The 23,741-nt window shown below is 61.1% G+C and carries 22 protein-coding genes and 1 tRNA gene; 6 read left to right on the top strand and 17 right to left on the bottom strand.

The genetic code is table 11. The features are described 5' to 3' along the window. Positions 1 to 208 precede the first annotated feature (208 nt). The 5 genes from VIW95_RS00130 to VIW95_RS00150 all read right to left on the bottom strand — a co-directional run bounded on the left by VIW95_RS00130 (position 209) and on the right by VIW95_RS00150 (position 5,437). Entirely contained in the window at positions 209 to 946 is a 738-nt protein-coding gene (locus tag VIW95_RS00130; protein ID WP_331582741.1) for a tetratricopeptide repeat protein, read from the bottom strand. Between the two features lie 58 nt (positions 947 to 1,004). Then, positions 1,005 to 1,550, bottom strand: coding sequence for a bifunctional nuclease family protein (locus VIW95_RS00135; RefSeq protein ID WP_331582743.1), 546 nt, complete (start codon positions 1,548 to 1,550; stop codon positions 1,005 to 1,007). A 128-nt stretch (positions 1,551 to 1,678) separates the two neighbouring features. Beyond that, entirely contained in the window at positions 1,679 to 3,091 is a 1,413-nt protein-coding gene (locus VIW95_RS00140) for a vWA domain-containing protein (protein ID WP_331582746.1), read from the bottom strand. A gap of 46 nt (positions 3,092 to 3,137) precedes the next feature. Continuing rightward, the gene (locus VIW95_RS00145) at positions 3,138 to 4,097 is read right to left on the bottom strand and encodes a MoxR family ATPase (protein WP_331582748.1); all 960 of its coding nucleotides are present in this window, start codon (positions 4,095 to 4,097) and stop codon (positions 3,138 to 3,140) included. A 116-nt stretch (positions 4,098 to 4,213) separates the two neighbouring features. After that, positions 4,214 to 5,437, bottom strand: coding sequence for an FAD-binding oxidoreductase (locus VIW95_RS00150; protein WP_331582750.1), 1,224 nt, complete (start codon positions 5,435 to 5,437; stop codon positions 4,214 to 4,216). 267 nt (positions 5,438 to 5,704) lie between these two features. On the opposite strand from VIW95_RS00150, the gene VIW95_RS00155 reads away from it, so the two are divergent. Next, positions 5,705 to 6,481: an NRDE family protein gene (locus tag VIW95_RS00155; RefSeq protein ID WP_331582752.1), complete on the top strand. Its 777-nt coding sequence runs from the start codon at positions 5,705 to 5,707 to the stop codon at positions 6,479 to 6,481. A 77-nt stretch (positions 6,482 to 6,558) separates the two neighbouring features. On the opposite strand, the gene VIW95_RS00160 is transcribed toward VIW95_RS00155, so the two are convergent. Continuing rightward, entirely contained in the window at positions 6,559 to 6,744 is a 186-nt protein-coding gene (locus tag VIW95_RS00160) for a hypothetical protein (protein WP_331582754.1), read from the bottom strand. 87 nt (positions 6,745 to 6,831) lie between these two features. On the opposite strand from VIW95_RS00160, the gene VIW95_RS00165 reads away from it, so the two are divergent. Then, positions 6,832 to 7,890, top strand: a complete 1,059-nt coding sequence (locus VIW95_RS00165; RefSeq protein ID WP_331582756.1) for a peptidylprolyl isomerase — start codon at positions 6,832 to 6,834, stop codon at positions 7,888 to 7,890. A gap of 89 nt (positions 7,891 to 7,979) precedes the next feature. Here VIW95_RS00165 and VIW95_RS00170 read toward each other — a convergent pair whose 3' ends face one another. The 8 genes from VIW95_RS00170 to VIW95_RS00205 form a co-directional block, all read right to left on the bottom strand. Then, the gene (locus VIW95_RS00170) at positions 7,980 to 8,711 is read right to left on the bottom strand and encodes an SDR family NAD(P)-dependent oxidoreductase (RefSeq protein ID WP_331582758.1); all 732 of its coding nucleotides are present in this window, start codon (positions 8,709 to 8,711) and stop codon (positions 7,980 to 7,982) included. A 118-nt stretch (positions 8,712 to 8,829) separates the two neighbouring features. Then, complete coding sequence (gene lpxC / locus VIW95_RS00175; protein WP_331582760.1) at positions 8,830 to 10,104, bottom strand: UDP-3-O-acyl-N-acetylglucosamine deacetylase; 1,275 nt, start codon at positions 10,102 to 10,104, stop codon at positions 8,830 to 8,832. A 55-nt stretch (positions 10,105 to 10,159) separates the two neighbouring features. Continuing rightward, a complete protein-coding gene (locus VIW95_RS00180) occupies positions 10,160 to 12,388 on the bottom strand; it encodes a sensor histidine kinase (RefSeq protein ID WP_331582762.1) in 2,229 nt (742 codons plus the stop codon). 4 nt (positions 12,389 to 12,392) lie between these two features. Next, positions 12,393 to 12,605, bottom strand: a complete 213-nt coding sequence (locus VIW95_RS00185) for a DUF2905 domain-containing protein (protein WP_331582764.1) — start codon at positions 12,603 to 12,605, stop codon at positions 12,393 to 12,395. A 76-nt stretch (positions 12,606 to 12,681) separates the two neighbouring features. After that, complete coding sequence (gene fusA / locus VIW95_RS00190) at positions 12,682 to 14,799, bottom strand: elongation factor G (RefSeq protein ID WP_331582766.1); 2,118 nt, start codon at positions 14,797 to 14,799, stop codon at positions 12,682 to 12,684. A gap of 94 nt (positions 14,800 to 14,893) precedes the next feature. Then, on the bottom strand, positions 14,894 to 15,733 hold the full coding sequence (locus VIW95_RS00195; protein ID WP_331582786.1) for a biotin--[acetyl-CoA-carboxylase] ligase: 840 nt from the start codon (positions 15,731 to 15,733) through the stop codon (positions 14,894 to 14,896). Further along, positions 15,734 to 16,582, bottom strand: a complete 849-nt coding sequence (gene nadC, locus VIW95_RS00200) for a carboxylating nicotinate-nucleotide diphosphorylase (RefSeq protein WP_331582768.1) — start codon at positions 16,580 to 16,582, stop codon at positions 15,734 to 15,736. A 131-nt stretch (positions 16,583 to 16,713) separates the two neighbouring features. Further along, entirely contained in the window at positions 16,714 to 19,380 is a 2,667-nt protein-coding gene (locus VIW95_RS00205) for a valine--tRNA ligase (protein WP_331582771.1), read from the bottom strand. Between the two features lie 195 nt (positions 19,381 to 19,575). Here VIW95_RS00205 and VIW95_RS00210 point away from each other — a divergent pair, with 195 nt between their 5' ends. Beyond that, positions 19,576 to 19,830, top strand: coding sequence for a hypothetical protein (locus tag VIW95_RS00210; RefSeq protein WP_331582773.1), 255 nt, complete (start codon positions 19,576 to 19,578; stop codon positions 19,828 to 19,830). A 26-nt stretch (positions 19,831 to 19,856) separates the two neighbouring features. Here VIW95_RS00210 and VIW95_RS00215 read toward each other — a convergent pair. Next, positions 19,857 to 19,942: transfer RNA gene (locus VIW95_RS00215), tRNA-Leu, on the bottom strand. 130 nt (positions 19,943 to 20,072) lie between these two features. Continuing rightward, positions 20,073 to 20,282: a hypothetical protein gene (locus VIW95_RS00220; protein ID WP_331582775.1), complete on the bottom strand. Its 210-nt coding sequence runs from the start codon at positions 20,280 to 20,282 to the stop codon at positions 20,073 to 20,075. A 107-nt stretch (positions 20,283 to 20,389) separates the two neighbouring features. Between VIW95_RS00220 and VIW95_RS00225 the strand changes: the two genes are divergently transcribed. Both VIW95_RS00225 and VIW95_RS00230 read left to right on the top strand, forming a co-directional pair. Beyond that, the gene (locus VIW95_RS00225; protein WP_331582778.1) at positions 20,390 to 21,106 is read left to right on the top strand and encodes a class I SAM-dependent methyltransferase; all 717 of its coding nucleotides are present in this window, start codon (positions 20,390 to 20,392) and stop codon (positions 21,104 to 21,106) included. Continuing rightward, on the top strand, positions 21,103 to 21,948 hold the full coding sequence (locus VIW95_RS00230) for a glycosyltransferase family 2 protein (RefSeq protein ID WP_331582780.1): 846 nt from the start codon (positions 21,103 to 21,105) through the stop codon (positions 21,946 to 21,948). The genes VIW95_RS00225 and VIW95_RS00230 overlap by 4 nt, the downstream gene beginning before the upstream one ends. A 293-nt stretch (positions 21,949 to 22,241) precedes the next feature. Here VIW95_RS00230 and VIW95_RS00235 read toward each other — a convergent pair whose 3' ends face one another. Then, entirely contained in the window at positions 22,242 to 23,366 is a 1,125-nt protein-coding gene (locus VIW95_RS00235) for a glycosyltransferase family 4 protein (RefSeq protein WP_331582782.1), read from the bottom strand. 71 nt (positions 23,367 to 23,437) lie between these two features. Here VIW95_RS00235 and VIW95_RS00240 point away from each other — a divergent pair. After that, a partial coding sequence (locus tag VIW95_RS00240; RefSeq protein ID WP_331582784.1) for a zinc-ribbon domain-containing protein occupies positions 23,438 to 23,741 on the top strand: 304 nt, incomplete at its 3' end.

The raw sequence follows: 23,741 nt of genomic DNA on the forward strand, positions 1-23,741 counted from the left end.
CTTTCAGCGCTGGATCCGATGCGGCGGCCGCGTTAGCAATCGAGCTTGTCTCCGCCACAACCTCGGCGGAAAAGTCGGGCAGCAGGCCGCGTTGAAGCATCGCTCGTCGCGCGATGATCCTGAGCTGGTTTCTACAGGGCGCGGTGGCTTGATTCATCCGCGCATCATAACCCACCGCGCGCCTCAATAGTCAAAAATCTGATCCGAACTAATGAATGACGACGGGCTGCGGTCCTGCCGATGCGCCCAAGGACGGCGGCGCGATGTCGGCGGGGGCGCCGAGCAGTGCTAACGATTCCAATACGTCCTGGCGCTGTTGCGCGAACGGATGGGCGTTGAGGAACGCGCGATACGCGGCGATCGCGCCCTGCTTGTCGCCCGCCTTCGCGAACATCCGCGCGACACCGAGCTCCGCCCTCGCCTGCTCGGGTCCCGGATCGGCGGCGGCCTGCTCATAAGCTCCAGCCGCTTTCTTCCAATCGGACATTCGCTCATAAACGACTGCGAGGTTGGTCAGCGCAAGACTGCGGAACAACGGGTCGCGCTCCTCGGCCAGGAACGCAACCAGCGAATCGCGCGCGTTGGAAAGATCGCCGTCGGCGATGTATGCGCTCGCTAGGTAGAAGCGCGCGAGGCGCCCAAGGCGGCGTCCCGGCTCCGCATCGGCCAGCTGCTTGAATTGCGTTTCGGCATCCTTGTTCTTGCCCGCGTTGAGCGCGGTGATCGCGTCGTAGAACCTGGTCGACGCGATACTGTCGCGATTGCGCTCGTAGTAGTACACGCCAATCACAATCGCGCCGACCACCACTACGACCGCGGCTGAGACAATTACCTGGGTGAGGTTGTTGACGAAGAAATCGCGCGCGCTGTCGACGAAGGTCGTGAATTCGTCGGGCGCCTTGAGTTCTTTTTGAGTTAGTTTTGGGCGATGCTTAGTCGGCGGCATCAAATGCTCCCGCGGGCGCCGCCCGGCAGAGGACCAGAAGAGTTAGCGCGCACGCGCCCTACATCTTGTATTTGAAATCTTCGGGCGACATTCGCTCGAGGATCTCGGACCACTTGTCGCGCGAGACACCGGCGAGGTTCTGATCGGAAGTCTGCGGTTCACCCTGGGATTCGTGGAGCTCGCTCGACGCCTCGAGCACTTTCTTGGCGACGTAAATCGGCGACTTGGTGCGCAACGCCAGCGCGATCGCGTCGCTCGGGCGCGAATCTATTTCGAGCGCCTTGCCGTCGCGCGTCTTCACCTGGATTCGCGCGAAGTAGGTATTCTCGCGCAGCTCGGTGATTTCGGCCGACTCGACCGTCGCGCCGAACTCGGTCATCAGGTTGCGCAGCAGGTCATGCGTCATCGGGCGTTGCGGCTTGATTCCTTCGAGCTCGGTGGCCATCGCGGTGGCTTCGAGCGGACCGATCCAGATGTGCAGGTTGAGCTTGTTGTCGGGATCTTTCAGGACGACGATCGGCATCTTGGTGGAAGGGTCGAGCGTAATCCCGCCCACGATCATCAAAATGAAGTCTTCCCTGTGACCGGCCATAGCGGGGCTCATCAATCTTTTCCCATCGAGCGCGCGCGGTTTCGGATCGAAATCCCGCTCGCTATTCGATGAAAATATCTTGGCCCAAAGACGCCGTGTGGTCAACCGAACAAGCTGCGTAGCCGCGAAGATCGACTCCGTCAGCTTGCGACCAAGCGATCGACGACGCGGTAAAGCTGGTTGAGATTGCGGCACTCTTCCACCAGATCGCAGTGCGGGGCGTAGCGATCCATTTCGCTGTCGCCAAAGCCCCACGTGTTGCGGCTTTCAGGATTAAGCCAGATCACTCTTTTCGCGCGCTGGCGGATTTCACGCAAACACCAATCGTGCGGAAGATTGTAGTTGTTGCGCGCGTCGCCGAGCACGATCACGGTCGTGCGCTTGTTCACCGCGCCCAAATGATCGGTGACGAAGTTGCGAAACGCGTAGCCGAAATTAGAGTGCGCGTACACGTTGATAATATCGCCCTTGAGTGCGACGTCGAGCGCTTCCTTGGCGTCGTTGTTGCGGAAGCATTCGGTCACCTCGCCGATGTCGGCGACAAAAATAAAACTGCGCACGCGCGAGTAGAGATCCTGCAGCGAGTACACGAACTGCAGCATGAATCGCGACGCATTGCGCACCGAATCGGAAACGTCGCACAGGATCACGACCTGCGGCTTCTCTTTCTTGCGCTTCTCGAAACGCAGCTTGAACGGCACACCGCCGTAGGTCAGGTTCTGGCGCAGCGTGCGCTTGATATCGAAACGGCCCTTCTTCGAGCGCTTGCGCCGCACCGTGATCACGTTCTTCAGGCGTTGCGCGAGGCGGGTGACCGCCTCGTTCATTTTTTTCAGTTCTTCTTCGGTGAGGTAGTAAAAACTTTTCTCGCCAATCTGGTTGAGGCGCTGATCTTCCTTCTGCTTGATGTCGCGCTTCTCGCGCTCCATCCGGACGTAACGCCGGATGATATCGTCGAGCGCCTTGAGCCGGCGCTCGAGGTACTCTTCCATTTTTGCTTTGAGCTCGGAGCCGATATCCATCTTCTCGAGCTGCTCGCGCAGCTCCTTGATCTCGGCTTCGATTTTGTCGAGCCCGAGCTGGCGGGCGAGTGCGCGCGCGAAATAATTTTCCTCGATGGTGCGCTCGATCCCTTGCAGCTTGACGGCGCGCGAGGCTTCGCGGATTTTGCGCTCCATCTCGCCCGAATTGTTCTGCAGTAGTTGCTTGGCGAGCTCGGAAAGATTCTTGCCCTCTTTCTTGAGCATCTTCTCGACTTCGTCGAGGAACTTCTGGAATTCCTGATCGGACATCGAGAGCGCGTTCTGCACGGCCTGGCTCGCCTGCTTGATAATCTCGCCGAGGCCGGAGAAGTAGATGTCGAACAGTTCCTCGAACACGGGCAATTCACTCGCCCGCTTGACCATCGTGGCCCGCAGCGCGGCGCGGAAGGCGTCGCGTTCGGCGAGCCCCGTAACTTCGGAGGCGCTAAAGGCGTCGAGGGTCTCGGCCAGCGAGACGCGCACGCCGTTCTCGCGCAGCAGATTCGCAAATTCTACGAGCTTCTCTTGCATGATGTCGTGGTGCCCTACCCTGCCAACCGTTCAGACCTGCTCATGGTCAATTGAGAAGATCCTTGTCGCTGCCGGCTTCGGTGCCGCGACGCGCGCGCACGCGGCGCACGTAGTCCTTGAGCTCTTCCTGAGCTTTGCGCACGTCGCCCTCGTACTTGACGATCGTGTCGAGCGTCTCGGTCACGAGTTCCTGGTCGAGGCTGTTCACGTTGAGCAGTGTCAGCGCCTTGACCCAATCGAGCGTCTCGCTGATGCCGGGGGTTTTCTTGAGATCGAGTTTGCGCAGCGATTGCACGACGGTGACGACTTCTTCGGCCAGCTTGACTGCGGCTTCGGGGACTTTGAGCTTGACGATCGCAAGTTCCTGCGCGCGATCGGGAAAATCGATGTAGAGATGCAGACATCGGCGCTTCAGCGCGTCGGACATTTCGCGCGCGTTGTTCGAAGTCAGCACCACCAGCGGGATGTGCTTGGCCTTGAGCGTGCCGAGCTCGGGCACGGTGACCTGGAAATCGGACAGCAACTCTAGCAGGAACGCTTCGAACTCGGCGTCGGCCTTGTCGATCTCGTCGATCAGCAGCACCGACGGCTCAGGGCTCGAGATAGCTTTGAGCAGCGGGCGCGGGAGCACGAAGCGCTCGGAGAAAAATACTTCGTCCTGCGCGGCGATTCGATCGACCGCCTCGGTGAGGCCCTTGGCGCCGACCAGCACCTCGCTGATTTTGTCCTTGAGGATTTGCGTGTAGAGGAGCTGCTTGGCGTACTCCCATTCGTAGAGCGCCTTGCCCTCGTCGAGGCCCTCGTAACACTGGAGGCGGATCATGTCGAAGCCGAGCGACGCCGCGAGCACCTTGGCCAGGTCGGTCTTGCCGACGCCGGCGGGGCCTTCGACCAGGATGGGCTTGCGCATCTCACTCGCCAGGTAGATAACGGTCGCGATTCGCCGGCTGGCGATATAGTTGTTTTTGGCGAATCGCTCGACTACGTCCTCGATCGATGAAAACATCCATCCTCCTCGACAGCGAAGCTGAAGGGGCAAGCCCCGCGCGAATTAGATTAAATATCACGCCGAGTTAAGGTGAGGAAACCCACTGTAGAACCGGCGTGCGGTCGGCAGTCAGTTCAGATGTGGAGCTCTTCCCAGACTTGCTCGTTGCGGTCGAAGCGGTCGCGCGACAGTGCGGAGGCGTCGAACGTGCTGTACTTGCCGTTGGCGATCAGGTCGGCGAGGGCCTGGCCGGCGCCGTAGGATTGCATCACGCCGCGGCCGCTGAATGAATGCGCCTCGTACACGGGTTTTGTTGGGTCGGCGCGGCCGACAATCGCGCTGCGGTCGGGACTGACTTCGTACAGCCCGGCCCATCCGGTGACGTGGCGCAGACGTTCCATCGCGGACATCCGCGCGAACATCCGCGGCCAGATTTCGTTCAGGAAGAACGGCTCGCCGTCGTAATTGAAATGATAACCCGGCGGCTCGCCGGGCGGCGAATAGCCGGCGAGGATGTGCGGGCCCTCGTTGTGAAAGTACACGCCCGAGGTGTCCACGATCATGCCGTAATTCGAAAGGTTTGTTTCGCGATTGTCCACGATACAGACCTGGCGGCGAATCGGCTGCGTCCAGTTGCGGAGGTTGAGCAGTTTCATCGCGGTCGGCGACCACGCACCGCCCGCGATTACGATCGAATCGGAATTCAGCTCGAAGACGCGGCCGGTCTCGGCTTCGCCGGGGCCGTCCTGCGTCATCATGCGCACGAGGCCTTCGTCGGTATGCGGCTGGTCCGACTGCCAGCATTGAAGGCGCACGCCTGAAGCGCCGGCGTCGAGCGCGACGACGTAGGTGCAATCGAGAAACTGGGCGCCGAGTTTCAGCGCGCGGGCGCGATAGTGCTCCTTGAGCAGGTTCGGGTTGATGAGCCCGTCGGCGGGCGAGAACGTTGCGCCCGCAATCCCGTCGAGCTTGTCGATCTCGGGCACCCGGCGACTGACCTCGGCGGGTGTCAGCGCTTCGATCGGATGGCCGAGTTCGCGCTGGAGCGGGATATGTTCAAGCGCACGTGCGAAGGTGTCCTTGTCGTAAAGCCAGAGGTAACCCTTCTGGCGGAACCCGACCTCGTCGCGCACGCGCTGGTAGTACTCGATCGACGCGCGACATAGCGCGATGTTGACCCGCTGCCACCAGGTGGCACGCGCGCCGCCCGCGTTTTTTTCACTGGAGCTGAGGCGTCCGCTGAGATCGATATCGACGGCGAGGGTTTTCAGGCCGTGCTCGGCGAGGCCCATCGCAACCGAGCTGCCGACGACGCCCGCGCCGATGACGATCACGTCGAATCGCTCAGATGCGAACACGGAACGATTCTATCAAAGTCGCGTGGCTGAGGATCGCGCGCACGCAATGGCTGTCATTTGAGGGTCGAGTGGTCGAATTGGGCGCGCGCCTGTTGAGGAATTCGCGAAAATGTTTCACGTGAAACGTCCTTTAGTTCAGGAGAACGAAACACGAATAGTGAAACCCGCCTGGGTTTCACACTTCCTTGGGCAGGGGTAACCCCTGCACCTTAGTATTTTTTGAACGGGGGTTGTGCGGGTACCTTGTTGGCTGTCAGATTTTGTTGGATGTGTACGCTGGCGATTTATTTTCGGGCTACGCGCGATTGTCCGGTGGTGATTGCGGCTAATCGTGATGAGTTCCTTGAGCGTCCGGCGGGCGACCCTACTGTCCTGCTCGAGCAGCCGCATGTTGTCGGCGGAAAAGATCTCAAAGCCGGTGGAACCTGGCTTGGGATTAGTGAGCAAGGGATTGTCGCCGGGTTGTTGAATCGACGCGCGGAGAATGGCGGCAATCCCGATGCGCGATCGCGCGGGCTGCTGTGCCTCGATGCGTTGCGGCGGCGGACCGTCCGCGAAGCGGCTGAGTTCGCGTCGCGGGAGCGCGGGTCAGATTACAATCCGTTCAATTTGTTGATCGTGTCGCGGACGGCAGCATTCGTTGCGTACAACCGCGGGGCGTCGATCGAAGTCGTCGAGATCAAGCCCGGGCTGCATCTGCTATCTAATCTCGATTTGAATGATTTCGAGTGTCCGAAGATCAGTGCGTCGTACGGGAAATTTGCGGAGCTCGGCGAGCGCGAGGATTTTCAGCGCGATCCGATTGCGCATCGCGCTGCGCTTGGATCGTTGCTGGCCGATCATAATACGCAGCTTGATTCGCGATCGGGACGGCCTAATGCACTTTGCTTGCATCTCGACAACTATGGGACGCGGTCGTCGAGCTTGATTTTCATGCGGGGTGATACGGCGGAGATTGCGCACTACTTTGCGCCGGGGCCGCCTTGCGTGACGGCATATGGTGCTGCGATGGTGCCGCGGCGGGGAGCAGAGGCGGAATCTTGAACCGCGCGCGAAACAATCGCGCGCTGTAAGCGGATCCTCACCTTCATCCTCTCCCCTAAAGGGAGAGGGGAAGAAAGTCAGGGCATGAAGTAGGCGGCGATTCCCGTGAGGATAAAGCATCCGATGGCGATTGAGGCGGAGGCGAGGAAAATCGAGGCGAGGAATGGCGGCTCGATCACGAAGAACAGGATGAAGCCTGCGGCCAGCGCGACGACGCTCGCGATTATCGCGAAAATCATGCTCACCGTGCGCAGTTGCGCCATCGCGGGTCTCCAAACTGCCTTGACGCCGAGGCGTAGCCGAGTGTACGCCGTGGGTTGATCGAGTACGTCGCTGGGGGTTTTGAATTGATGCGCATTAGCCTGAAGCCGATTGCATGCTTGATTGTCGCGATTGCGGTCGCGGTTGCAACCGCTTACCCGGTGCGCGCGCAACTGGGTCAGTCGGGCCTCAATTGGCAACAACGCTTTCTCGGCATCATTCCGCTGGTCAAGCCCGACCCGAAAGACCCGGTCGTGGTCACGGTCAACGGCGCTCCGATTACGGCGGCGGAAATTACCGACTACGCCAAGACCGAAGCGCAAATGATCAACGCGACCAGCACCGAAGAATCGAAGGCGGTGTTTCGAGATGCGACTGAAAATTTAATCAACCGGCAATTGCTGCTGCAGGAGGCCGCGAGGCGAAAGAGCACGGTCACCGACCCCGAAGTGGCGCAGCGTGCGCGCGAGTTCCAGATTGGCGGTGCGGGAAGCCAGACGGCGCCGCAGACCGGCGCGCCGGATGCGCAACTGATGAATGCGGTGCGCGGGTCGATGGAGATCGAGAAGATGCTCGACGACGAATTCCGAGCGCATCATGTGCAGCCCACCGACGCGCAGATTCAGAAGTACTACGAGGAGCATCGCGATCTGTTCGTGAAGGATCCCGGCGAGGTCGAACTCGCGCATATCGCGGTGAAGCTTCCACCGAACGCGACTGATGCGCAGAAGAAAGCGGGCGCGGAAAAGATAATCAAAATTTACAAAGAAGCGCAGAAGAGCAAGGACTTCGCCGCGCTCGCGAAACAGAACTCGGAGGACACGGAGTCGGCGGCAAAGGGCGGCGACCTCGGTTATTTTCGGCCGGGGCAGTTGCCGCCGGTGGTGGACAAAGTAGTGTTTGCGACGCCGGTCGGGCAGTTGACGCAAATCGTCGAGTCGAATCTGGGGTTCAGCTTTATCAAGGTGGTCGCACGGCGCGGGGAGACGATCTCGCCACTGCCGGAAGTGAAGGCGAAGATTGCGATGTTCATCCTTGATGAGAATCAAGACGCGGTGGTCAAGGCGTTGCTGAAGAAGATCGCGAAGGCAGCGAAGATCGAGTTCAAGAAGGCGCCTGGCGAGAGCGCAGACGCGAAAGGGACTTAATTTAATGTGAAACCCACCGTGGGTTTCGCGCTTCCTTGGGCAGGGGTGACCTCCTTCGGCTTCGCTCAGGACAAGCTCTGCACCCAGCATTAAGAAAGCAGGCGGCCGCCTTCGAGGGTCAGCACGGCGCCGGTAGCGAAGTCGGTCTCGCAGAAGAAGACTATGGCGCGGGCTACGTCTTCAGGCGTGCCGATTTTTTTTGTCAGCGTGCGGCTCACGAGGCGCTCTACCTCTTCGCTGGTGTAGTGCTCGGGCGGGATCACCATGCCTAGCGCGATGCAGTTGACCTGCACTTGGGGCGCCAGCTCCTTGGCGAGAGCTTTGGTCAATCCTATCAAGCCGCTTTTTGAGACTGAGTATGGCAAGTAGTCCTTGTAGGGGCGGATGCCGGCCCAGTCGCCGAGGTTTATGATTTTTCCGGCGCCCTGCTTCCGCATCGCAGCGGATACGAACTTCGACAGGAAGAATGGCGCCTTCAGGTTGGTGTCGAAGTTCGCGTCCCAGTCGCGCTCGGTGATTTCGATGAGCGGAGTGGGCGCGAAGACTGAGGCGGAGTTGATAAGGATGTCGACGCGGCCGAAGGCGTCGAGGACTTCGGCGACCATCTGCTGGATTTCGGCGACGTGCTCGAGGTTGGCTCGGAAGGTTCGAGCGTTGCCACCGTTGGCGCCGATCTCTGTGGCTACTGCGTCGGCCTCGGCTTGCGAGGTGCGATAGTGGACTGCGATCGACGCGCCGTGAGCCGCGAGAGCCAGAGAAATCGCGCGGCCGATGCGGCGGCCGGCGCCGGTTACAAGTGCGACTTTGTTTTTCAGGTCCATGGTGAGAAGAGACTAGCGCTTGCGGCTTAGGAACCTAACCCCTAACCCCTTCCCCTGGTGGAAGGGGAACCGGATTCAAGAATAACTTCTCACCGCGCGAAATGGGGAACCTGAATTCTCAGGAGAGGGACGCGTGGATTGCTTTCACTAGCGCCAGGTTGTCGGAGTGGCCGGTCTTTGACGCGGTGATGCGGGCGTGCAAGGGGCGGCCTAGCAGGTAGAGGTCGCCGATTAAGTCGAGGACCTTATGGCGCGCGAATTCGTCGGGAAAGCGCAGCGTAGTGTTCACCACCTTGTCGTCGTCGACGAGGATCGCGTTGTCGATGCGGGCGCCGCCGGCCAGACCGAGCTGCGCCATCTGTCGGAACTCGCGCACGAAACCAAAGGTGCGCGCCGGCGCTATGTCACGCGTATAGGCGTCGGGCGAGGTAAGCTCGAAGTGCACCTGCTGGATTCCGATCGGCTTGGGGTAGTCAAGCGTGTAGTCGATGATCAGATGATCGGCGGGCTCGGCCTTTATAAATTCGAGGCCCTCGCCTTCCTCACCGATAATGATCTGGTGCTTGATGAGGATTGGTTCGACGGTCGCGTCCTGCCCGGTGAGTCCCGCTTCGGCGAGTTGTTTGCAAAATTCGAGCGCCGAGCCGTCGAGGGCGGGAACTTCGTCGTCAGTCTTGATGAGCAGGTTGGTGATTCCGAACGCGTGAAGCGCCGACAGCAAATGCTCAACCGTGCGGACCGAGCGGCCGCCGCTGGTGAGCGTGGTGTTGTAGCCGGTGTCGGTGACGTTCTCGAAGCGGACGGGGATGGCGGTCTCGTCGGCGAGCGAGGTGAACACGATTCCGAATCCTGCCGGGGCGGGATGAAGGATGACGCCGGTCTTGAGGCCGGTGTGAAGCCCCTGCCCGCCCATCACGATCGAGCGTGCGACAGTGCGTTGAGGAATCGCTCCGGCGCGAATTGCCTTGCGGCCCGCGGCGCGGACTTCGGCGCTCATCCCGCGCGCGCTGGATGGATCGGGACCGGCGGAATCGCCCTCGAGCGCACGAGCGATCGAGGCGAGCAATCCACTTACCGAGAACGGCTTCTGAATGAAGTCGGCGGCGCCGAGCTTGGTGGCAGCGACCGCGCTCTGGATATTGGCGTGGCCGGAGATCATGATCACAGGCACGCGCGGCTGCTCGGATTTGATCCGGCGCAGCAACTCGATGCCGTCCATTTCGGGCATCCAGACGTCGAGCAGAACGATCGCGGGACTCTCGCGCGCAATCAGATCCATCACGCCGGGCGCGTTGCCGGTGTCGACGACCCGAAAGCCTTCGTCGCCCAGAATTCCACGCAACGACGACCGAATCCGCTCCTCATCATCCACCACCAGCACGGTCTCATTCACGTCAGATTTTCTCCGGGAAGCACGCCTAAGGTTGCGGCGCGGTAAAGGATCGCAATCAGCCGGTTGCCTTTGCGAATTGCTGTAGTTTAACAGGAAATTCGAGCACAAATCTACTTCCGCGCGGCCGGTTGTCGGTCACCCGCACGAAGCCGTGATGATCGGTGACGACCGCGGAGACAATCGCGAGGCCGAGGCCGGTGCCGCCTTTTTTGCCCGAGTAGTACGGCTCGAAAATCCGGATACGCAGGCGCGGATCGATGCCGGGACCGTTGTCGGCGACTTCGAGAGTCACCAGTGACTTGTCGGAAAGCCGGTGACTGCGCACCTCGATGTGCGGGCCGGCGCCATTGTGACTGACCGCGGTCACGGCGGCGACGGCGTTGTCGAGCAGATTGACGAGCGCGCGTTTCATCGCGTCGCGATCGATCGGGAAGAGCGGAATCGCGGGATCGAGCGCGAGCACAAACTCAACGTTGGGATGAGCCCCGCGGAAATTCGCGACGGTCTCGCTTGCGAGCGCGTTGATGTCGCCGGGGACCGGATTCAGATGCGGCATCCGCGCGAAGGCCGAGAACTCATTCACCAGACGCTTGAGATCCTCGACTTCGCCGATGATCGTTTTGGTGCATTCCTCGACCAGCGCGGATTCGATTCCCGGACGCGCGCCGAGCTGACGGCGGAGACGTTCGGCTGAGAGCTGGATGGGAGTCAGCGGATTTTTGATCTCGTGCGCGATTCGGCGCGCAACTTCGCGCCACGCTTCCATGCGCTCGACCTTCGCGATCTGACTGACGTCCTCGAAGAACAGCACCGTTCCGGCCGGCTCGTCGGGGGTGTCGCCGAGCGGGCTCGCCGTCATCATCAGCTCGGTTTCGCTGCCCGCGACTTCAAGCTTGACCGTCGAGCGGGCTTCGCGCGGACGCGTGGCGAAGGCGAAAACGTCGTCGAGCACGCGGGCCAGCGCGGGAGGAAATGCGCCCTGGTAGTTGCGACCGATGACGTCGGCGGCGCTCAGATCGAGCAGGCGCTCGGCGCATGGATTGATGGTAGTAACGACGCCGTCGTGATCGAGACCGACGACGCCGGCCGAGACGTTGCGCAGCAGAGTCTCGGTGTACTGGCGGCGGCGCTCGAGTTCGGCGGCGGACGAGCGCAAATCGGCGGTCATCTGGTTGAAGGAATCGACGAGCTGCCCGATTTCGTCGTCGCCGACGGCGGGAATGCGGAAATTGAGATCGCCGGCGGCGATCGCCTGCGTGCCGCGCGCGAGCAGCTTGATCGGGCCGGTGATTCCGCGCGAGAGAAATATGCCGAACCAGCTCGCCAGCGTCACGACCACCAACCCGATCAGCACCAGGGTTAGCAGGTAGCTGTTCATGATCGGCTGGCGAAGAATTCGCAACTGAAAATAATCTTCGGAGACGCGCGAGATGTTGGTCGCGCGCGTCGCGAGGCTTTGCGGCAAATAGTAATCGACCAGCACTGCGCCGAGCACGTTGTCGGTCTCGCTCGAGACGTAAATCGGCGCGGAGCCGCGGATCACGTCGGCATTGCCAAGGCGGTCGGTGCGCGTAAGCGCCTGCCCCTTCAGCGTCTGCGAGATGATCGGCGAATCAGGCGATGCGCCGATGCCGGTGGGGGTCTTGGGGCTGATGTCGAGGAGCAGCAGTTTGCGATCGGCGGAGAACACCTCGATCGTCCCGAGGTTGTACTCCTGTTGGCGCTTGGCGATGAAGGACTTGAGCTCGTCGCGTTTTTGCGGTGCGAGCAGGCCTTGCGCCGATATCTCCTCAGCCAGCACGCGCGCGAAATGCGACGCGTTGTTGGCCGAGTTCAGGTAGTAGGTCTTCGCGATTTCGAGCGAGTCATTGAGAATCTGCTCATACTCGGGATTGAACCAGCTGTTGATGTCGGCGTGCAGGAAGACGCCCGACACATAGAGCAGAAACGCGCTTGGGATCAGCGCGACGGCGATGAAGCCCGCGACCAGCCGGACCTGGAACTTCGAGCCGATGAGTCCGCGGCGGCGCTCGAAGATGACCTTGGCAAGATTGCGTCCGACCAGGAAGAGCATCAAGCCGAGCAGCAGGAAACTCAGGTTGAAGAGCGAAATGACGGCGAGGTTCGAGACCAGCGAGGTGTGACGCGTCAGCGGTGGCAGCTCGGTCTGCGCGAGCACGAATGCGACGAGCGTCGCGCCGGCCACGCCGACCGCGATCAGTTCACGGCGGCGCCGCTTGCGCTCTGCGAGCCGATGCGCGCTTACATTCTTTTCCGCAGCCAATTGGTCAACGCCTCATCAGCGAAAAGACTATCGTGGCAATGATGCTGATTAGAATGCTGGTGGCGATCGGAAAGTAGAAGGTGAAGTTGCCGCGACGGACGTAGATGTCGCCGGGCAGCTTGCCGACGTAAGGCACCGACGAGAATCCCCACAGCATCAGTCCCACGACGATGATCGCGATACCGGCGAAGACCAGGGTTTTTCCTATCGGCGCCATCGCAGTGCTTGCTCAGGCCCGATTGTACAAGACGGACGGCCCTTGCAATACAAGGCCGTCCTGCCCTACGCCGCCCTTATGCGTGCGCGTGGGCGTGCGATTTGACGCCGGCGGCCTCGCGCGCCGCGAGCGTCTCCTTGATGATCTTTTCAGCGACCGGCGCGGGCGCCTCCTCGTAGTGCGAAAAGTGTTGCTCGAAGGAGCCGCGGCCCGACGTAATCGAGCGCAGATCAGGCGCGTACTTCAGCACCTCGGACATCGGTACCTGCGCCTTGATCACCTGGCCATTGCCCTTGCTGTCCATGCCGAGGACTTTGCCGCGGCGCGAGTTCAGATCGCCAATCACGTCGCCCATGCATTCATCGGGACACGCGACTTCGATCGCGACGATCGGCTCGAGGATGATCGGCCGGGCCTTTTCCAGACACGCCTTGAAGCCCATCGAGGCGGCGATCTGAAACGCCATGTCCGACGAATCGACGTCGTGATAGCTGCCGTCGAACACGGTGACCCGCACGTCCACCATCGGATAGCCGGCCAGGAATCCGTCGGGCAGAGTGTTGCGCACGCCCTTCTCGACCGACGGAATGAAATTGCGTGGAATGACGCCGCCGACGATGTTGTCGACGAACTCGAAGCCCTTGCCTCGCGGCATCGGCTCGATCTTCAGCCAGCAATCGCCGTATTGCCCGCGGCCGCCCGACTGACGCTTGTACTTGCCTTGCGCTTCGGCGCGTCCCTTGACCGTTTCCTTGTACGGGACCTTGGGCGCTTGCAACTCGACGTCCACGTTGAATTTTCGGCGCAACTTCTCGACCGTGATTTCGATATGCATCTGGCCGGTGCCCGACAGGATGATGTCGTGGGTTTGCGGATCGCGATGCATCTCGAGCGCGAGGTCTTCCTCGATCAGTTTCTGCAGCGCGGACGATGATTTCTCCTCGTCGCCCTTGGTCTTGGGACGAATCGCGAAAGAGATGACACCATTGGGACGCGTCAGCGGCGGCATCACGAGTACCGGCGCTTTCTCATCGCATAGAGTGTCGCCGGTGGTAGTGTCTTTCAGCTTGGCGACGGCAACGATTTCGCCGGCGATCGCGCTGGCGATCGGCGACTGCTTCTTGCCTTCGAGCCGCAGCAACTGGCCGAAACGCTCCTTTGTTTCGCGCGTCGAGTTGTACACCGCCGCATCGGTCTGAGCGTGGCCCGAGACTATGCGGAAAATCGACAGCTTGCCTGCGAACGGATCGATTATCGTCTTGAATACCAGCGCGGCGAACGGCGCGGCCGGATCTGCCGGACGGCTCACGGGCTCGCCGGTCGTCGGATTCTGGCACTCCACCGGCGGGCGTTCGTTGGGCGCGGGCAGGTAGGTCGTGACGGCGTCGAGCAGCGGGCCGATGCCGATATTCTTTGCGCCCGAGCCGCAGAACACCGGCGTGATCTTGCGCTCGACGACAGCCGCGTGCAGGGCAGCGCGAACTTCGGCATCGTCCAGAGTGCCCTGGTCGAGATACTTTTCGAGCAGCGTGTCGTCAGTCTCGGCGACGGCCTCGAACAGCGCGGTGCGTGCAGTTTCCGCCTGAGTCTTCAGATCGGCGGATAGTTCCTCTTCCTTGAATTTGCCGCTGGTATCGGCGTAGGTCAGCGCCTTCATCGCGAGCACGTCAACGACGCCCTTGAAGCCGAGCTCCTCGCCAATCGGGATCGTCAACGCGACGGCGCGTGCGCCAAGGACCTTTTCAAGATCCTTCATCGCGGCGTCGAAGCTGGTGCGTTCGCGATCGAGCCGCGAGACGAATGCGATCCGCGGCAGCTTGAGACTTTCGGTCGCCGTCCAGATCTTTTCTGATTCGACTTTGGTATCCGCGCCGGGACTTATCAGCATTACGACGCCATCCACCGCGCGCAGGGTGGTGAGCGTCTCTGGCAGAAAGGCGGTGTAGCCGGGAGTGTCTGCGAAAATTACTTCGGTCTTTTTCCAGTTGAGATGATTGAACGAGGAACTGATCGAAATGTGATGCTTGGTTTCTTCGGGCTCGAAGTCCATCGCGGCCGAGCCGTCGTCGGGCTTTCCCAACCTTGGCGTCGCGCCCGCAGTGTAGAGCATCGCATCCGCGGCCTGCGTCTTGCCGGTTCCGCCCTGGCCTACGATTGCGATTGTCCTAAGCCGTCCGATTTCCTCCACAGCCATGGAGATCACCTCTCAGCTTGCCCGCCGGGACCAGCGCCGAATTCAGAGCGCCGCGCCCCGATCGATGCAGTTATATTGCGTTGATCACATATTGCTACTCGTACGCTCCCTCCACGCTCACCTCACCGGCGACGATTCTCTCGAGCCGGTCTCCGATGTCTAGCAGCAGTGCACCCGTCGCGTCGATTCCTTTCACGACTCCCGATTGACGCCGGTCGCCGTCCACGATCGCGATCCGCCGGCCGGTCAGCGCCGAGAAACGTTCCCAGGCCGGGCGAACCGCATCGAAGCCGCGGGTCAGGGTTTCCATATAGCGAGAGTCGAGCAGATTAAAAAGCGAGTCGGCGATCGCAATCCGGTCGCATGCGTGGCCGGTCGCGATACGCATCGAGGTAGCCTTGTCGCGCAGGTCGGGTGGGATGTCGTCGGCGGCGAGATTGATGTTGAGGCCGATGCCGAGCAGCACACAGTCGAGATTCTGGCGCGCGTCGGTCACAGCCTCGGCGATGATACCGCCGGCCTTGCGTCCGCGGAGCCACAGGTCGTTGGGCCATTTGAGCGCGACGATTCCGGGAGCCTCGCGCTCGAGGGCCTCGGCCGCCGCGATCCCCGCGACCAGGCTCATGCGGGGAACGTCGGCGAGCGGAATCGGCGGGCGGAGGATTATCGTGGTGTAGAGGTTGACGCCGGATGGCGAATGCCACGTCCGGCCCATCCTGCCCCGCCCCGCGGTCTGACGCTCGGCAATAACCAACGTGCCCTGATCGGCGCCGCCCGCAGCCAGCTCGCGCGCGGCTTCCTGGGTGGAGTCAATCTCGTCGAAATAATGAATTCGCCAGCCGATCCGGCCCGGCGCGCCTCGTTCAATAGCAAGATAAGGATTCTTTTTCAGGAAAGGCCCTCCCGGCGTGTAGGTCCACCGAGGTCCGCTAATTCAAACCGCGTCAATTCTCATGCTGATATCCAGGAATCGCGCCGAATGGGTCAGCGCACCGACGGAGATTAAGTCGGCGCCCGCCTCCGCGATTGCGCGAACAGTGTCGAGCGTCACGCCGCCCGAAACATCAAGCTGAACTTTAGATCCCGCGAGCGCGCGCGCTTTGCGAATGTCGTCGAGCGTCATGTTGTCGAGCAGGATCGCGTCGGCGCCGGCTTTAAGTGCTTCTTGAACTTGCGCGAGGGTCTCGCATTCGATTTCGATTTTGAGCGTATGCGGCGCGATTCGACGGGCACCCTCGATCGCTTTCGTCACCGTCCGCGCCGCCGCTATGTGGTTTTCCTTGATCAGCACGCCGCTGTCGAGGCCAAGGCGATGGTTATGCCCACCGCCGACGCGGACCGCGTATTTCTCGACGACGCGCAGGCCAGGATGAGTCTTGCGCGTGTCGATAATCTTCGCGCGAGTTCCCGCGACCGCATCGACGAACGCGCGCGTCGTGGTCGCGATTCCGGAGAGCAGCTGCACAAAGTTGAGCGCAGTGCGTTCGCCGATGAGCAATCCCGCAAGCTTACCTTCGATTTCCGCGAGCACTGCGCCCGCCTTCAGTTCAGCGCCCTCAGGCGCGAGCTTGATATTTTGCGGCTCGGCGCCAGCCTGACGCATCACGGGCTCAATGAGGACGCCGCCGGCGAGAATCATACGCGGTTCTTTGACAGTGATCCGCGCACGGCCCATCGCGCCAGGCGCAACTGTCGCGGCAGTGGTGATATCGCCCTGCCCGACATCCTCAGCCAGCGCGCGCTTGATGAGATCGGTGGGATCGAATTGCTTGAAGAGTTCCATGTGAGGAATTCAACGAAGCGAGGTAACCGTGGTTGGGGTGCGTCGGCCAGCGTCGAGAAAGATCCGGGGTCCCTCGGCTACGCTCGGGATGACACAAGAATCAGACGACAGCAAAGAGTTGAAGCGATGGCTCATGCGCGTTCTTCCAGTTGACGTAGCTGTTCGCTGAGCAGCTTTCGCTGGGCTTGGAGGCCTTCAAATCGTTGCGCGACTTCGACACGCGTTTCGGGGTCGGCTTTGCTCATGAAGCGTTCGTCGCTCAGCCGTGCTTCATGCTGAGCGGCATGTTTGCCGACCTCGTCGAGCTGCTTCTGTAATTTCTGACGCGCGACCTGGAAGTCATAACCGTCAGGCGCATCGACGCCGACGTCCGCCCACGCAAGATGCGCGAAGACTGCGCGATCTCCTGATGCATCGACGTTCAACGCTTCGACTTTCGCGAGCGTCATCGCATACGGCCGCCACATCTCTAGCTCTTTAACATCCCCCGCTTTGATTGTTGCGGTGACGCGCTGGCCCGGATGCCATCCGAGCAGCGAGCGCAGCGAGTTGATCGCTTCGGTTGCCTCGATGCAATGATTCATCGCGAGCTCTTCCGCTGCCGACAGCGGATTCCTTGCCGACGGTTCCGGATACTTCGCGATCGGCAGATGCGCTGCGAGATTTGGTTCATCGATATACGGGCGAATCACCTGCCAGATTTCTTCTGACACGAATGGCATGAATGGGTGCAGCAGGCGCAGCATCTTGTCGAATACGTTGATTAGCACCCATCGCGCGCCAGCTTGAGGCTCGCCGCCGGCTTTTAGTGGCTCCTTTGATAGCTCGATGTACCAGTCACAGAACTCGTGCCAGATGAATTGGTACAGCTTCATCGCGGCGACGTTGAATTCGTAGGCGTCGATCGAGTCGCTGACTTCGCGAATCGTGTCGTCCAGGCGCGACAGGATCCATCGCTCGGCCAAACCGAGGCTCGCGATTTCTATTTTCGGCAAAGGTTGCGGCGCGCCTTCGAGATTCATCATGACGAAGCGGGCGGCGTTCCAGATTTTGTTGGCGAAGGCGCGCGCGGCGGCGAATCTGTCGTGCGAGAGGATCACGTCGCGGCCTTGCGCAGCCAACTGCGCCAGCGTGAAGCGGACCGCGTCGGCGCCGTACTGGTTCATCAAGTCGAGCGGGTCAACGACGTTGCCCTTCGACTTGGTCATCTTCTTGCCGAGTTCGTCGCGCACCAGCGGCGTGATGTACACGTCCTTGAATGGGACTTTGTCGGTGAACTCCAGGCCGAACATCATCATGCGCGCGACCCAGAAAAAAATTATATCGAAGCCGGTCAGCAGCAGGCTGGTCGGGTAGTATCGCGCGAAGTCGGGGGTGTCCTCCGGCCATCCGAGCGTGGACATCGGCCATAGGCCCGAGCTGAACCAGGTGTCGAGCACGTCGTCGTCCTGCACGATGTCGGAGCCGTCGCACTCGGGGCATCGCGACGGCCGCTCGGCTGCGACGATCAGATGGTCGCATCGGACGCATCGGTAGGCGGGAATCCGATGGCCCCACCAAAGCTGACGCGAGATACACCAGTCGTGGATGTTTTCGAGCCAGTTGAAAAATACGTTCTCCCAGCGCTTGGGATGAAAGGTCGTATCGCCATCTTTCACTGCTTTGATAGCTCGGTCGGCCATCTCGCGCATCCGCAGAAACCACTGTTCGGAGAGCATCGGCTCTACGACGGTATCGCATCGCGAGCACACGCCTACCGAGTGCCTGTAGGGCTCGATCTTCTCGAGCAGCCCCGCGACTTCGAGGTCTTTGACGATTTGCTTGCGTGCTTCTTCTCGGGACAGACCGCGATACGCACCGCCGTACTCGTTGATCCGCCCTCTGCCGTCAAAAATCGAAATGAACTCGAGATTTTCCGTCTGGCCGAGAATGAAGTCGAGCGCGTCGTGCGCGGGCGTGACTTTTAGCGCGCCAGTTCCAAAACTGCGATCGACGAACTCGCTGCCGAAAAGCGGAATCTCGCGACCAACCAGCGGAAGACGAATAGTCGTACGAATCGGGCGGCCATCCTTGTGAACCAGCGACCTGTAGCGATCGTCGTCCATATTTACGGCAACGCCGGTGTCGGCCAGCATCGTTTCAGGACGGGTCGTCGCTATGGTGATCGCACCGCTGCCCTCCGCAAATGGATACCGTATATGCCAGAGGCTGCCAGTGACTTCTTTGTGATCGACTTCGAGATCAGAAAGCGCCGTCTCGCATCGCGGACACCAGTTAATGAGCCGCTTCGCCCGATAGATGAGGCCTTTACTGTAGAGATCGACGAAGACCTTGGTGACTGCCTGCGAAAGGCCCGCGTCCAGCGTGAAGCGCTCGCGGCTCCAATCGCATGACGCGCCGAGGCGGCGCAACTGATTCAGGATTCGGTCGCCGTAAGTCTCGCGCCATTCCCAGACTCGATCGACGAACGCGTCGCGGCCGAGCTGATGACGGTCCTTGCCCTCTTTCGCGAGATCTTTCTCGACGGCGTTCTGCGTGGCGATTCCGGCATGGTCGGTGCCTGGCAGCCACAGCGTGTTGTAACCCTGCATCCGGCGCGTGCGAACGATGATGTCCTGCAGCGAGACGTTGAGGGCGTGGCCGAGATGGAGTTGGCCGGTGACGTTGGGCGGCGGGATTACGACCGAGAAGACTTTGCCCGGGCGCGCGGGATCGGCTTTGAAGTAGCCGAGGTCGATCCACAGCTGAAACCATCGTTCCTCAGCGGATTTGGAATCGAATGTTTTGGGCAAATCCACCAACGGCGCTCCGTCGAAAAAAGGGCGCGATGCGCCCTTCGCTCAAATCATATTGTCATGCCGGTCGCCTCTCAAGCACGATGCGCCGAGGCTAACGCGTCCGCCCAATCCGGAGCTTGTAAATACCGATCGGTTAATAATATCGTGCGCATGCTCGGATTTAGGGACAGGTATTCGACGCCGGAGGGATAGTTCATGGTTGATGCTTTTCGTAAACTGGGGATTGCAGCCGTGCTTGGAACTTTGATTTTCGCGGGCGTGTCAGGTTGCAGCTCGTTGTCCACCGACCATGTCGATTGCAACGCCGTGAAGCTGCAGCAGCAGGGGGGTCGCTCCGACGCTGAGATCGCCTCTAATCTGGGCGCCAGCGAAGCCGACGTCGCGAAGTGCCACGGTCCCGAACACACCGGCAACAAGGATTCGACTACCGCCATCCCCACGCCATACTGAGTTGCAGGGCCACGGCGCAATCAAATTGGTGCGAGAGAGGGGACTTGAACCCCTACGAGCTTGCGCTCACAAGGTCCTGAGCCTTGCGCGTCTGCCATTCCGCCACTCTCGCGAGCGAGGCCAAGAGTATACGGTTTAACTGGCTGATGATTCCAATTCAAGACGGGATTCGATTTTCGCGCGATGCTGGCGTCATTCCGAACCCGCCAATCAGAGTTGGCTTCTTTTAAAAAAATGGGCGGCTATCCAGGGAGTTGGAACAAATCTGAAGCTTGGTTCTCTTGAACCACCACGCACACGATTTCGACTGAAGGGGTGAGGTTTGGCGGAATGTAGTTTTGAATTCTGAGCCCGGTTGCGCGACCGATGAATTGTCCACCAACGCCCATGAGAACCAAGGCCAGCACCGGCATCGCCGAGGCTCTGAGTATCAGCCTTGCCAGCTTTTTCATGCCTTGCGAATATCGCAAACAAGCACAGCTTAGTGCAACGCAGGCGAGCGCGGCTCGCGCCGACGTCTTGAGCACGGAGTGCCGGTAACACACAATCTGCGGTTACGATGAGTGAACGGGTTCGCGGCGCTGTAGCGCTGGCGCCGGCGCCGGGGGTGTCGTCGCTCGCGCTGGACTTGAGTGCGGGCGACGGTCTTTCGAGCCGGTTGCTTGCGGAGCGCGGATGGCGCGTCGTTTCGACCGAGTATCGCACGCGCAAGCCCGGCTGGATCGCCGTCAACCTCGACAATGATCTCCCGTTCAGCACCGAGAGCTTCGACCTGGTGATGATGCTCGAAGTGATCGAGCATCTCGCCGACATCCCGCACATGCTCGGCGAAATCGCGCGGGTAATGCGTCCCGGCGCGGTCGCGATCGTCACGACGCCGAATCGTCTTAACGTCAGCTCGCGGATACATTACCTGCTGAGCGGCTACTACAAGGGGCGGCGCGCGCCGCTGGCGTACAAGTATCGCGTCGCAGACGGGCGCAATTGGCATGTGATGGGCCTCAACGACCTGCACTGGATCGCATGGGGCGCGGGACTGCGGATGGACGCGATCGGACGCAGCCGGCGCAAGCTGCGATCGCGAATCCTAACGCCCGTACTGTGGCCCTTCATCGCGGGGTTCTCATGGATGCTCTACGGTCGCGTGAACGATCCGGAGCAGCGCAAAATAAATCGCGAGCTGTTTGGGTTCATGACCAGCGCGAGCCTGCTGATGGATGAAAATATCATCATGCGATTTCGCAAGATTCAGGAACCTAAGATCAAAGGCAGTTGAAGACCTCGGTCATCATCGCGACTCACAACCGTCCCGACTCGCTGCCGCGACTGATCGAGAGTCTCGCGCCGGAACTAGCCACCGGCTCGCGCGAACTAATCATCGCGGAAAATGGAACGCCGGCGCCGATGCGGCTTGCGCTCGAAGCGCCGCCGCTGAAGCGTCTGCACGAACCTCGCGCGGGAAAATGCCGCATCCAGAATCGCGCAATCGCACAAGCTTCGGGAGAGGTCCTGGTGTTTCTCGACGACGACCTGGTTGTCGCGCCGGGCTACCTCGATGCGGTCGAGCAATTTTTCGACACGCGTCGCGAGTTCGCCGCGATGAAGGGGCGAATCCTCGCCGCCGAAGATCCAGAAACGAAAGTTGGGCCGATGGCGCCGTATCTTGACCTGCCGATCGCCGATCACGGCGATGAAGTGATCGAAGTCCGCGGAGTGCTCGGCGCGAACATGGCCTTTCGTGCGGACGCGATCAAGCAAGTGGGTCCATTCGACGAGCGTCTCGGGCCAGGTGCGTGTGGCCACGAGGAAGAAACCGAGATGTCACAGCGGCTCCGGCGCGCCGGCTTTCGAATCGGATACGCGCCCAAGGCGCTGGTCTATCACGAAGTCGATCCGTCGCGTGCGAATCGCGAACGGTACATCAGAATCGCGCGCGAACGCGGTCGATGCCGGATGCTGCACGAGAAGCATTCCGCGGCGGACGTGATTCTAAAAAACGCGATCGCGATAACGCGGCTGCGAGTTGCGCAGCTTACGCGCGCCGGCATCCTGCGAATCGCACGCGAAGAACGCAGGCTCGCAATCGCGCGCGGAATGTTCGACGGTTTGGGCGGGTGAACGCGCGCTCATGGTGGCTTGCTGCTCGAGTCTCGCACACCGCAGTTGATCCGTGATTGGGGGTGCGTCGGCTGGCGTCGAGAAAGATCCGGGGGCCATCGGCTTCGCCCGGGATGACACAAGAAGAAGGCGACTGGAAAAAGAACCTGAGAGCAAAATGGCGTCCTCGCCATTTTGCGATTAGTACTTTTCACTTTTCACTTTTCACTGGGTGCAGGGGTCACCCCTGCCCAAGGAAGCGTGAAACCCACCGCGGGTTTCACGTTAAATAAAGTGCATTTGCGCCGCGCACCCTACCCTATCGATTCGATCAGCGCGGTCAATTCCTTCGCGTAGCGCGTCCAGGTGAATTTTTCGGCGGTCGCGCGCGCCTCGGTGGCGAGACTTGCGGGGGCGTCGAACAGGGCGCCGAGCCGGAGAGCAACTTCGCCTACGTCGTCGGGGTTCTCGACTCGGAACCCGCGCATCGAGGGTGGGATGACTTCCGCGGCACCCGAGAAGGCGCTGGTCATCGCGGTCAATCCGCTGGCCATCGCTTCCATCACGACGTTGCCGAACGGCTCGAACAGCGACGGCATCGCAAATGCGTCCGCCGCATGGAAGATCGCCTCGACGTTGGGTTGCGGGCCGGTGAACACTACTCGCCCGCCTACATTGAGTGCGCGAGCGCGACGCGCGAATTTTTCAGTCTGTCGATCGGCGCCCACCACCAGCAGGAACGCGCCGCCTGCGACCAGCGGCCACGCTTCGATGAGGAATCCCAGTCCTTTGCGCGCGAAGCCGTTGCCGACGAAAGCGACCACGCGGGCGCTGGCCGGCACGATAAACTTCTGACGGATGGCAGCGCGCTCGTCCGGATCGGTGGCGGGCCGGAAGCGATCGAGATCGACGCCGTTGTAGATCGTCATCGTTTTCTCAGGCGCGAGGCCGAATTCACGAATCAGATCGTCGCGGACGAAATTTGACACCGCGATCACCCGCTTCAGGCTCGCACTGCGGAAGGCCTGGCGCTCGACGAGTATCTGAACCCAATGGTACGGACTCAGACGCATCGCGGTTGTGCCGAGCGCGCCGCGCCATTTTCGCGCCGCGCGGAGGTAGCTGGCATGCGCACCGCCGCCGGAGCGCATCACGTCCGCGCCGACGCATCGCGCGAAGCTCAACACCAGGTCGGAACCGGCGCGGCGGGCTGCGGGCGCGGCAGTCCATGCGAATCGCATCAGGGACAGCGCGCGTCCAAGCCGCGGGCCGGCGCCGACGCGATGAACATCCCAGTTACCGGTTGCGCCGCGGATCTCGTCCGCGAAGATCGTGATTTCATGTCCCGCCGCGCGCAGGCAATTCGCAGTAACGATCAAATCGCGCTCGGTGCCGCCCCCTGCGCGATCGAAACGACGGGTCAGCAGCGCTATCCGCATCGCACGACGCTCCGCAGATGCGCGGCCCCCGGCGGTGTGATAATTTTTTCCGCGGGATGCGAGGCGGTGGAATGATCGAAATTCAATGCACCAGTTGCCACACCCGTTATCGGATCGATGAGCGGGTCCTGCCCGACGATACACCGACCTTCAAGTGCTCGCGATGCGGCCACGTGTTCAACGCGGATCCGGTGCCTGCGAAAGTGCGCAAAGTGGCTCCGGAAGGCGCCGAGAATGAATCGCAACAGCCGCGCACGATTCGTCCCGCGCGGCCGCGCCCGAGCGCGCTCAAGTCGCCGGTCGAAAGCGACGTAGTCAAGCGCGAGCATAGCGCAGAACTGCGGCGAACGGTCGCGCCCGCGCCGGAGGTTCCTG

This window comes from Binatus sp. (SeqCode), assembly GCF_036522015.1.
Lineage (GTDB): Bacteria > Desulfobacterota > Binatia > Binatales > Binataceae > Binatus.

Excerpts from the sequence above, each read along its gene's own strand:
- VIW95_RS00145 (WP_331582748.1), bottom strand. The coding sequence starts at position 4,097 with ATGTTTTCATCGATCGAGGACGTAGTCGAGCGATTCGCCAAAAACAAC.
- VIW95_RS00220 (WP_331582775.1), bottom strand. The coding sequence starts at position 20,282 with ATGAAAAAGCTGGCAAGGCTGATACTCAGAGCCTCGGCGATGCCGGTG.
- VIW95_RS00155 (WP_331582752.1), top strand. The coding sequence starts at position 5,705 with ATGTGTACGCTGGCGATTTATTTTCGGGCTACGCGCGATTGTCCGGTG.
- fusA (WP_331582766.1), bottom strand. The coding sequence starts at position 14,799 with ATGGCTGTGGAGGAAATCGGACGGCTTAGGACAATCGCAATCGTAGGC.
- VIW95_RS00235 (WP_331582782.1), bottom strand. The coding sequence starts at position 23,366 with ATGCGGATAGCGCTGCTGACCCGTCGTTTCGATCGCGCAGGGGGCGGC.
- VIW95_RS00210 (WP_331582773.1), top strand. The coding sequence starts at position 19,576 with ATGGTTGATGCTTTTCGTAAACTGGGGATTGCAGCCGTGCTTGGAACT.
- nadC (WP_331582768.1), bottom strand. The coding sequence starts at position 16,582 with ATGGAACTCTTCAAGCAATTCGATCCCACCGATCTCATCAAGCGCGCG.
- VIW95_RS00130 (WP_331582741.1), bottom strand. The coding sequence starts at position 946 with ATGCCGCCGACTAAGCATCGCCCAAAACTAACTCAAAAAGAACTCAAG.
- VIW95_RS00225 (WP_331582778.1), top strand. The coding sequence starts at position 20,390 with ATGAGTGAACGGGTTCGCGGCGCTGTAGCGCTGGCGCCGGCGCCGGGG.
- VIW95_RS00135 (WP_331582743.1), bottom strand. The coding sequence starts at position 1,550 with ATGAGCCCCGCTATGGCCGGTCACAGGGAAGACTTCATTTTGATGATC.
- VIW95_RS00160 (WP_331582754.1), bottom strand. The coding sequence starts at position 6,744 with ATGGCGCAACTGCGCACGGTGAGCATGATTTTCGCGATAATCGCGAGC.
- VIW95_RS00185 (WP_331582764.1), bottom strand. The coding sequence starts at position 12,605 with ATGGCGCCGATAGGAAAAACCCTGGTCTTCGCCGGTATCGCGATCATC.
- VIW95_RS00140 (WP_331582746.1), bottom strand. The coding sequence starts at position 3,091 with ATGCAAGAGAAGCTCGTAGAATTTGCGAATCTGCTGCGCGAGAACGGC.
- VIW95_RS00165 (WP_331582756.1), top strand. The coding sequence starts at position 6,832 with ATGCGCATTAGCCTGAAGCCGATTGCATGCTTGATTGTCGCGATTGCG.
- VIW95_RS00170 (WP_331582758.1), bottom strand. The coding sequence starts at position 8,711 with ATGGACCTGAAAAACAAAGTCGCACTTGTAACCGGCGCCGGCCGCCGC.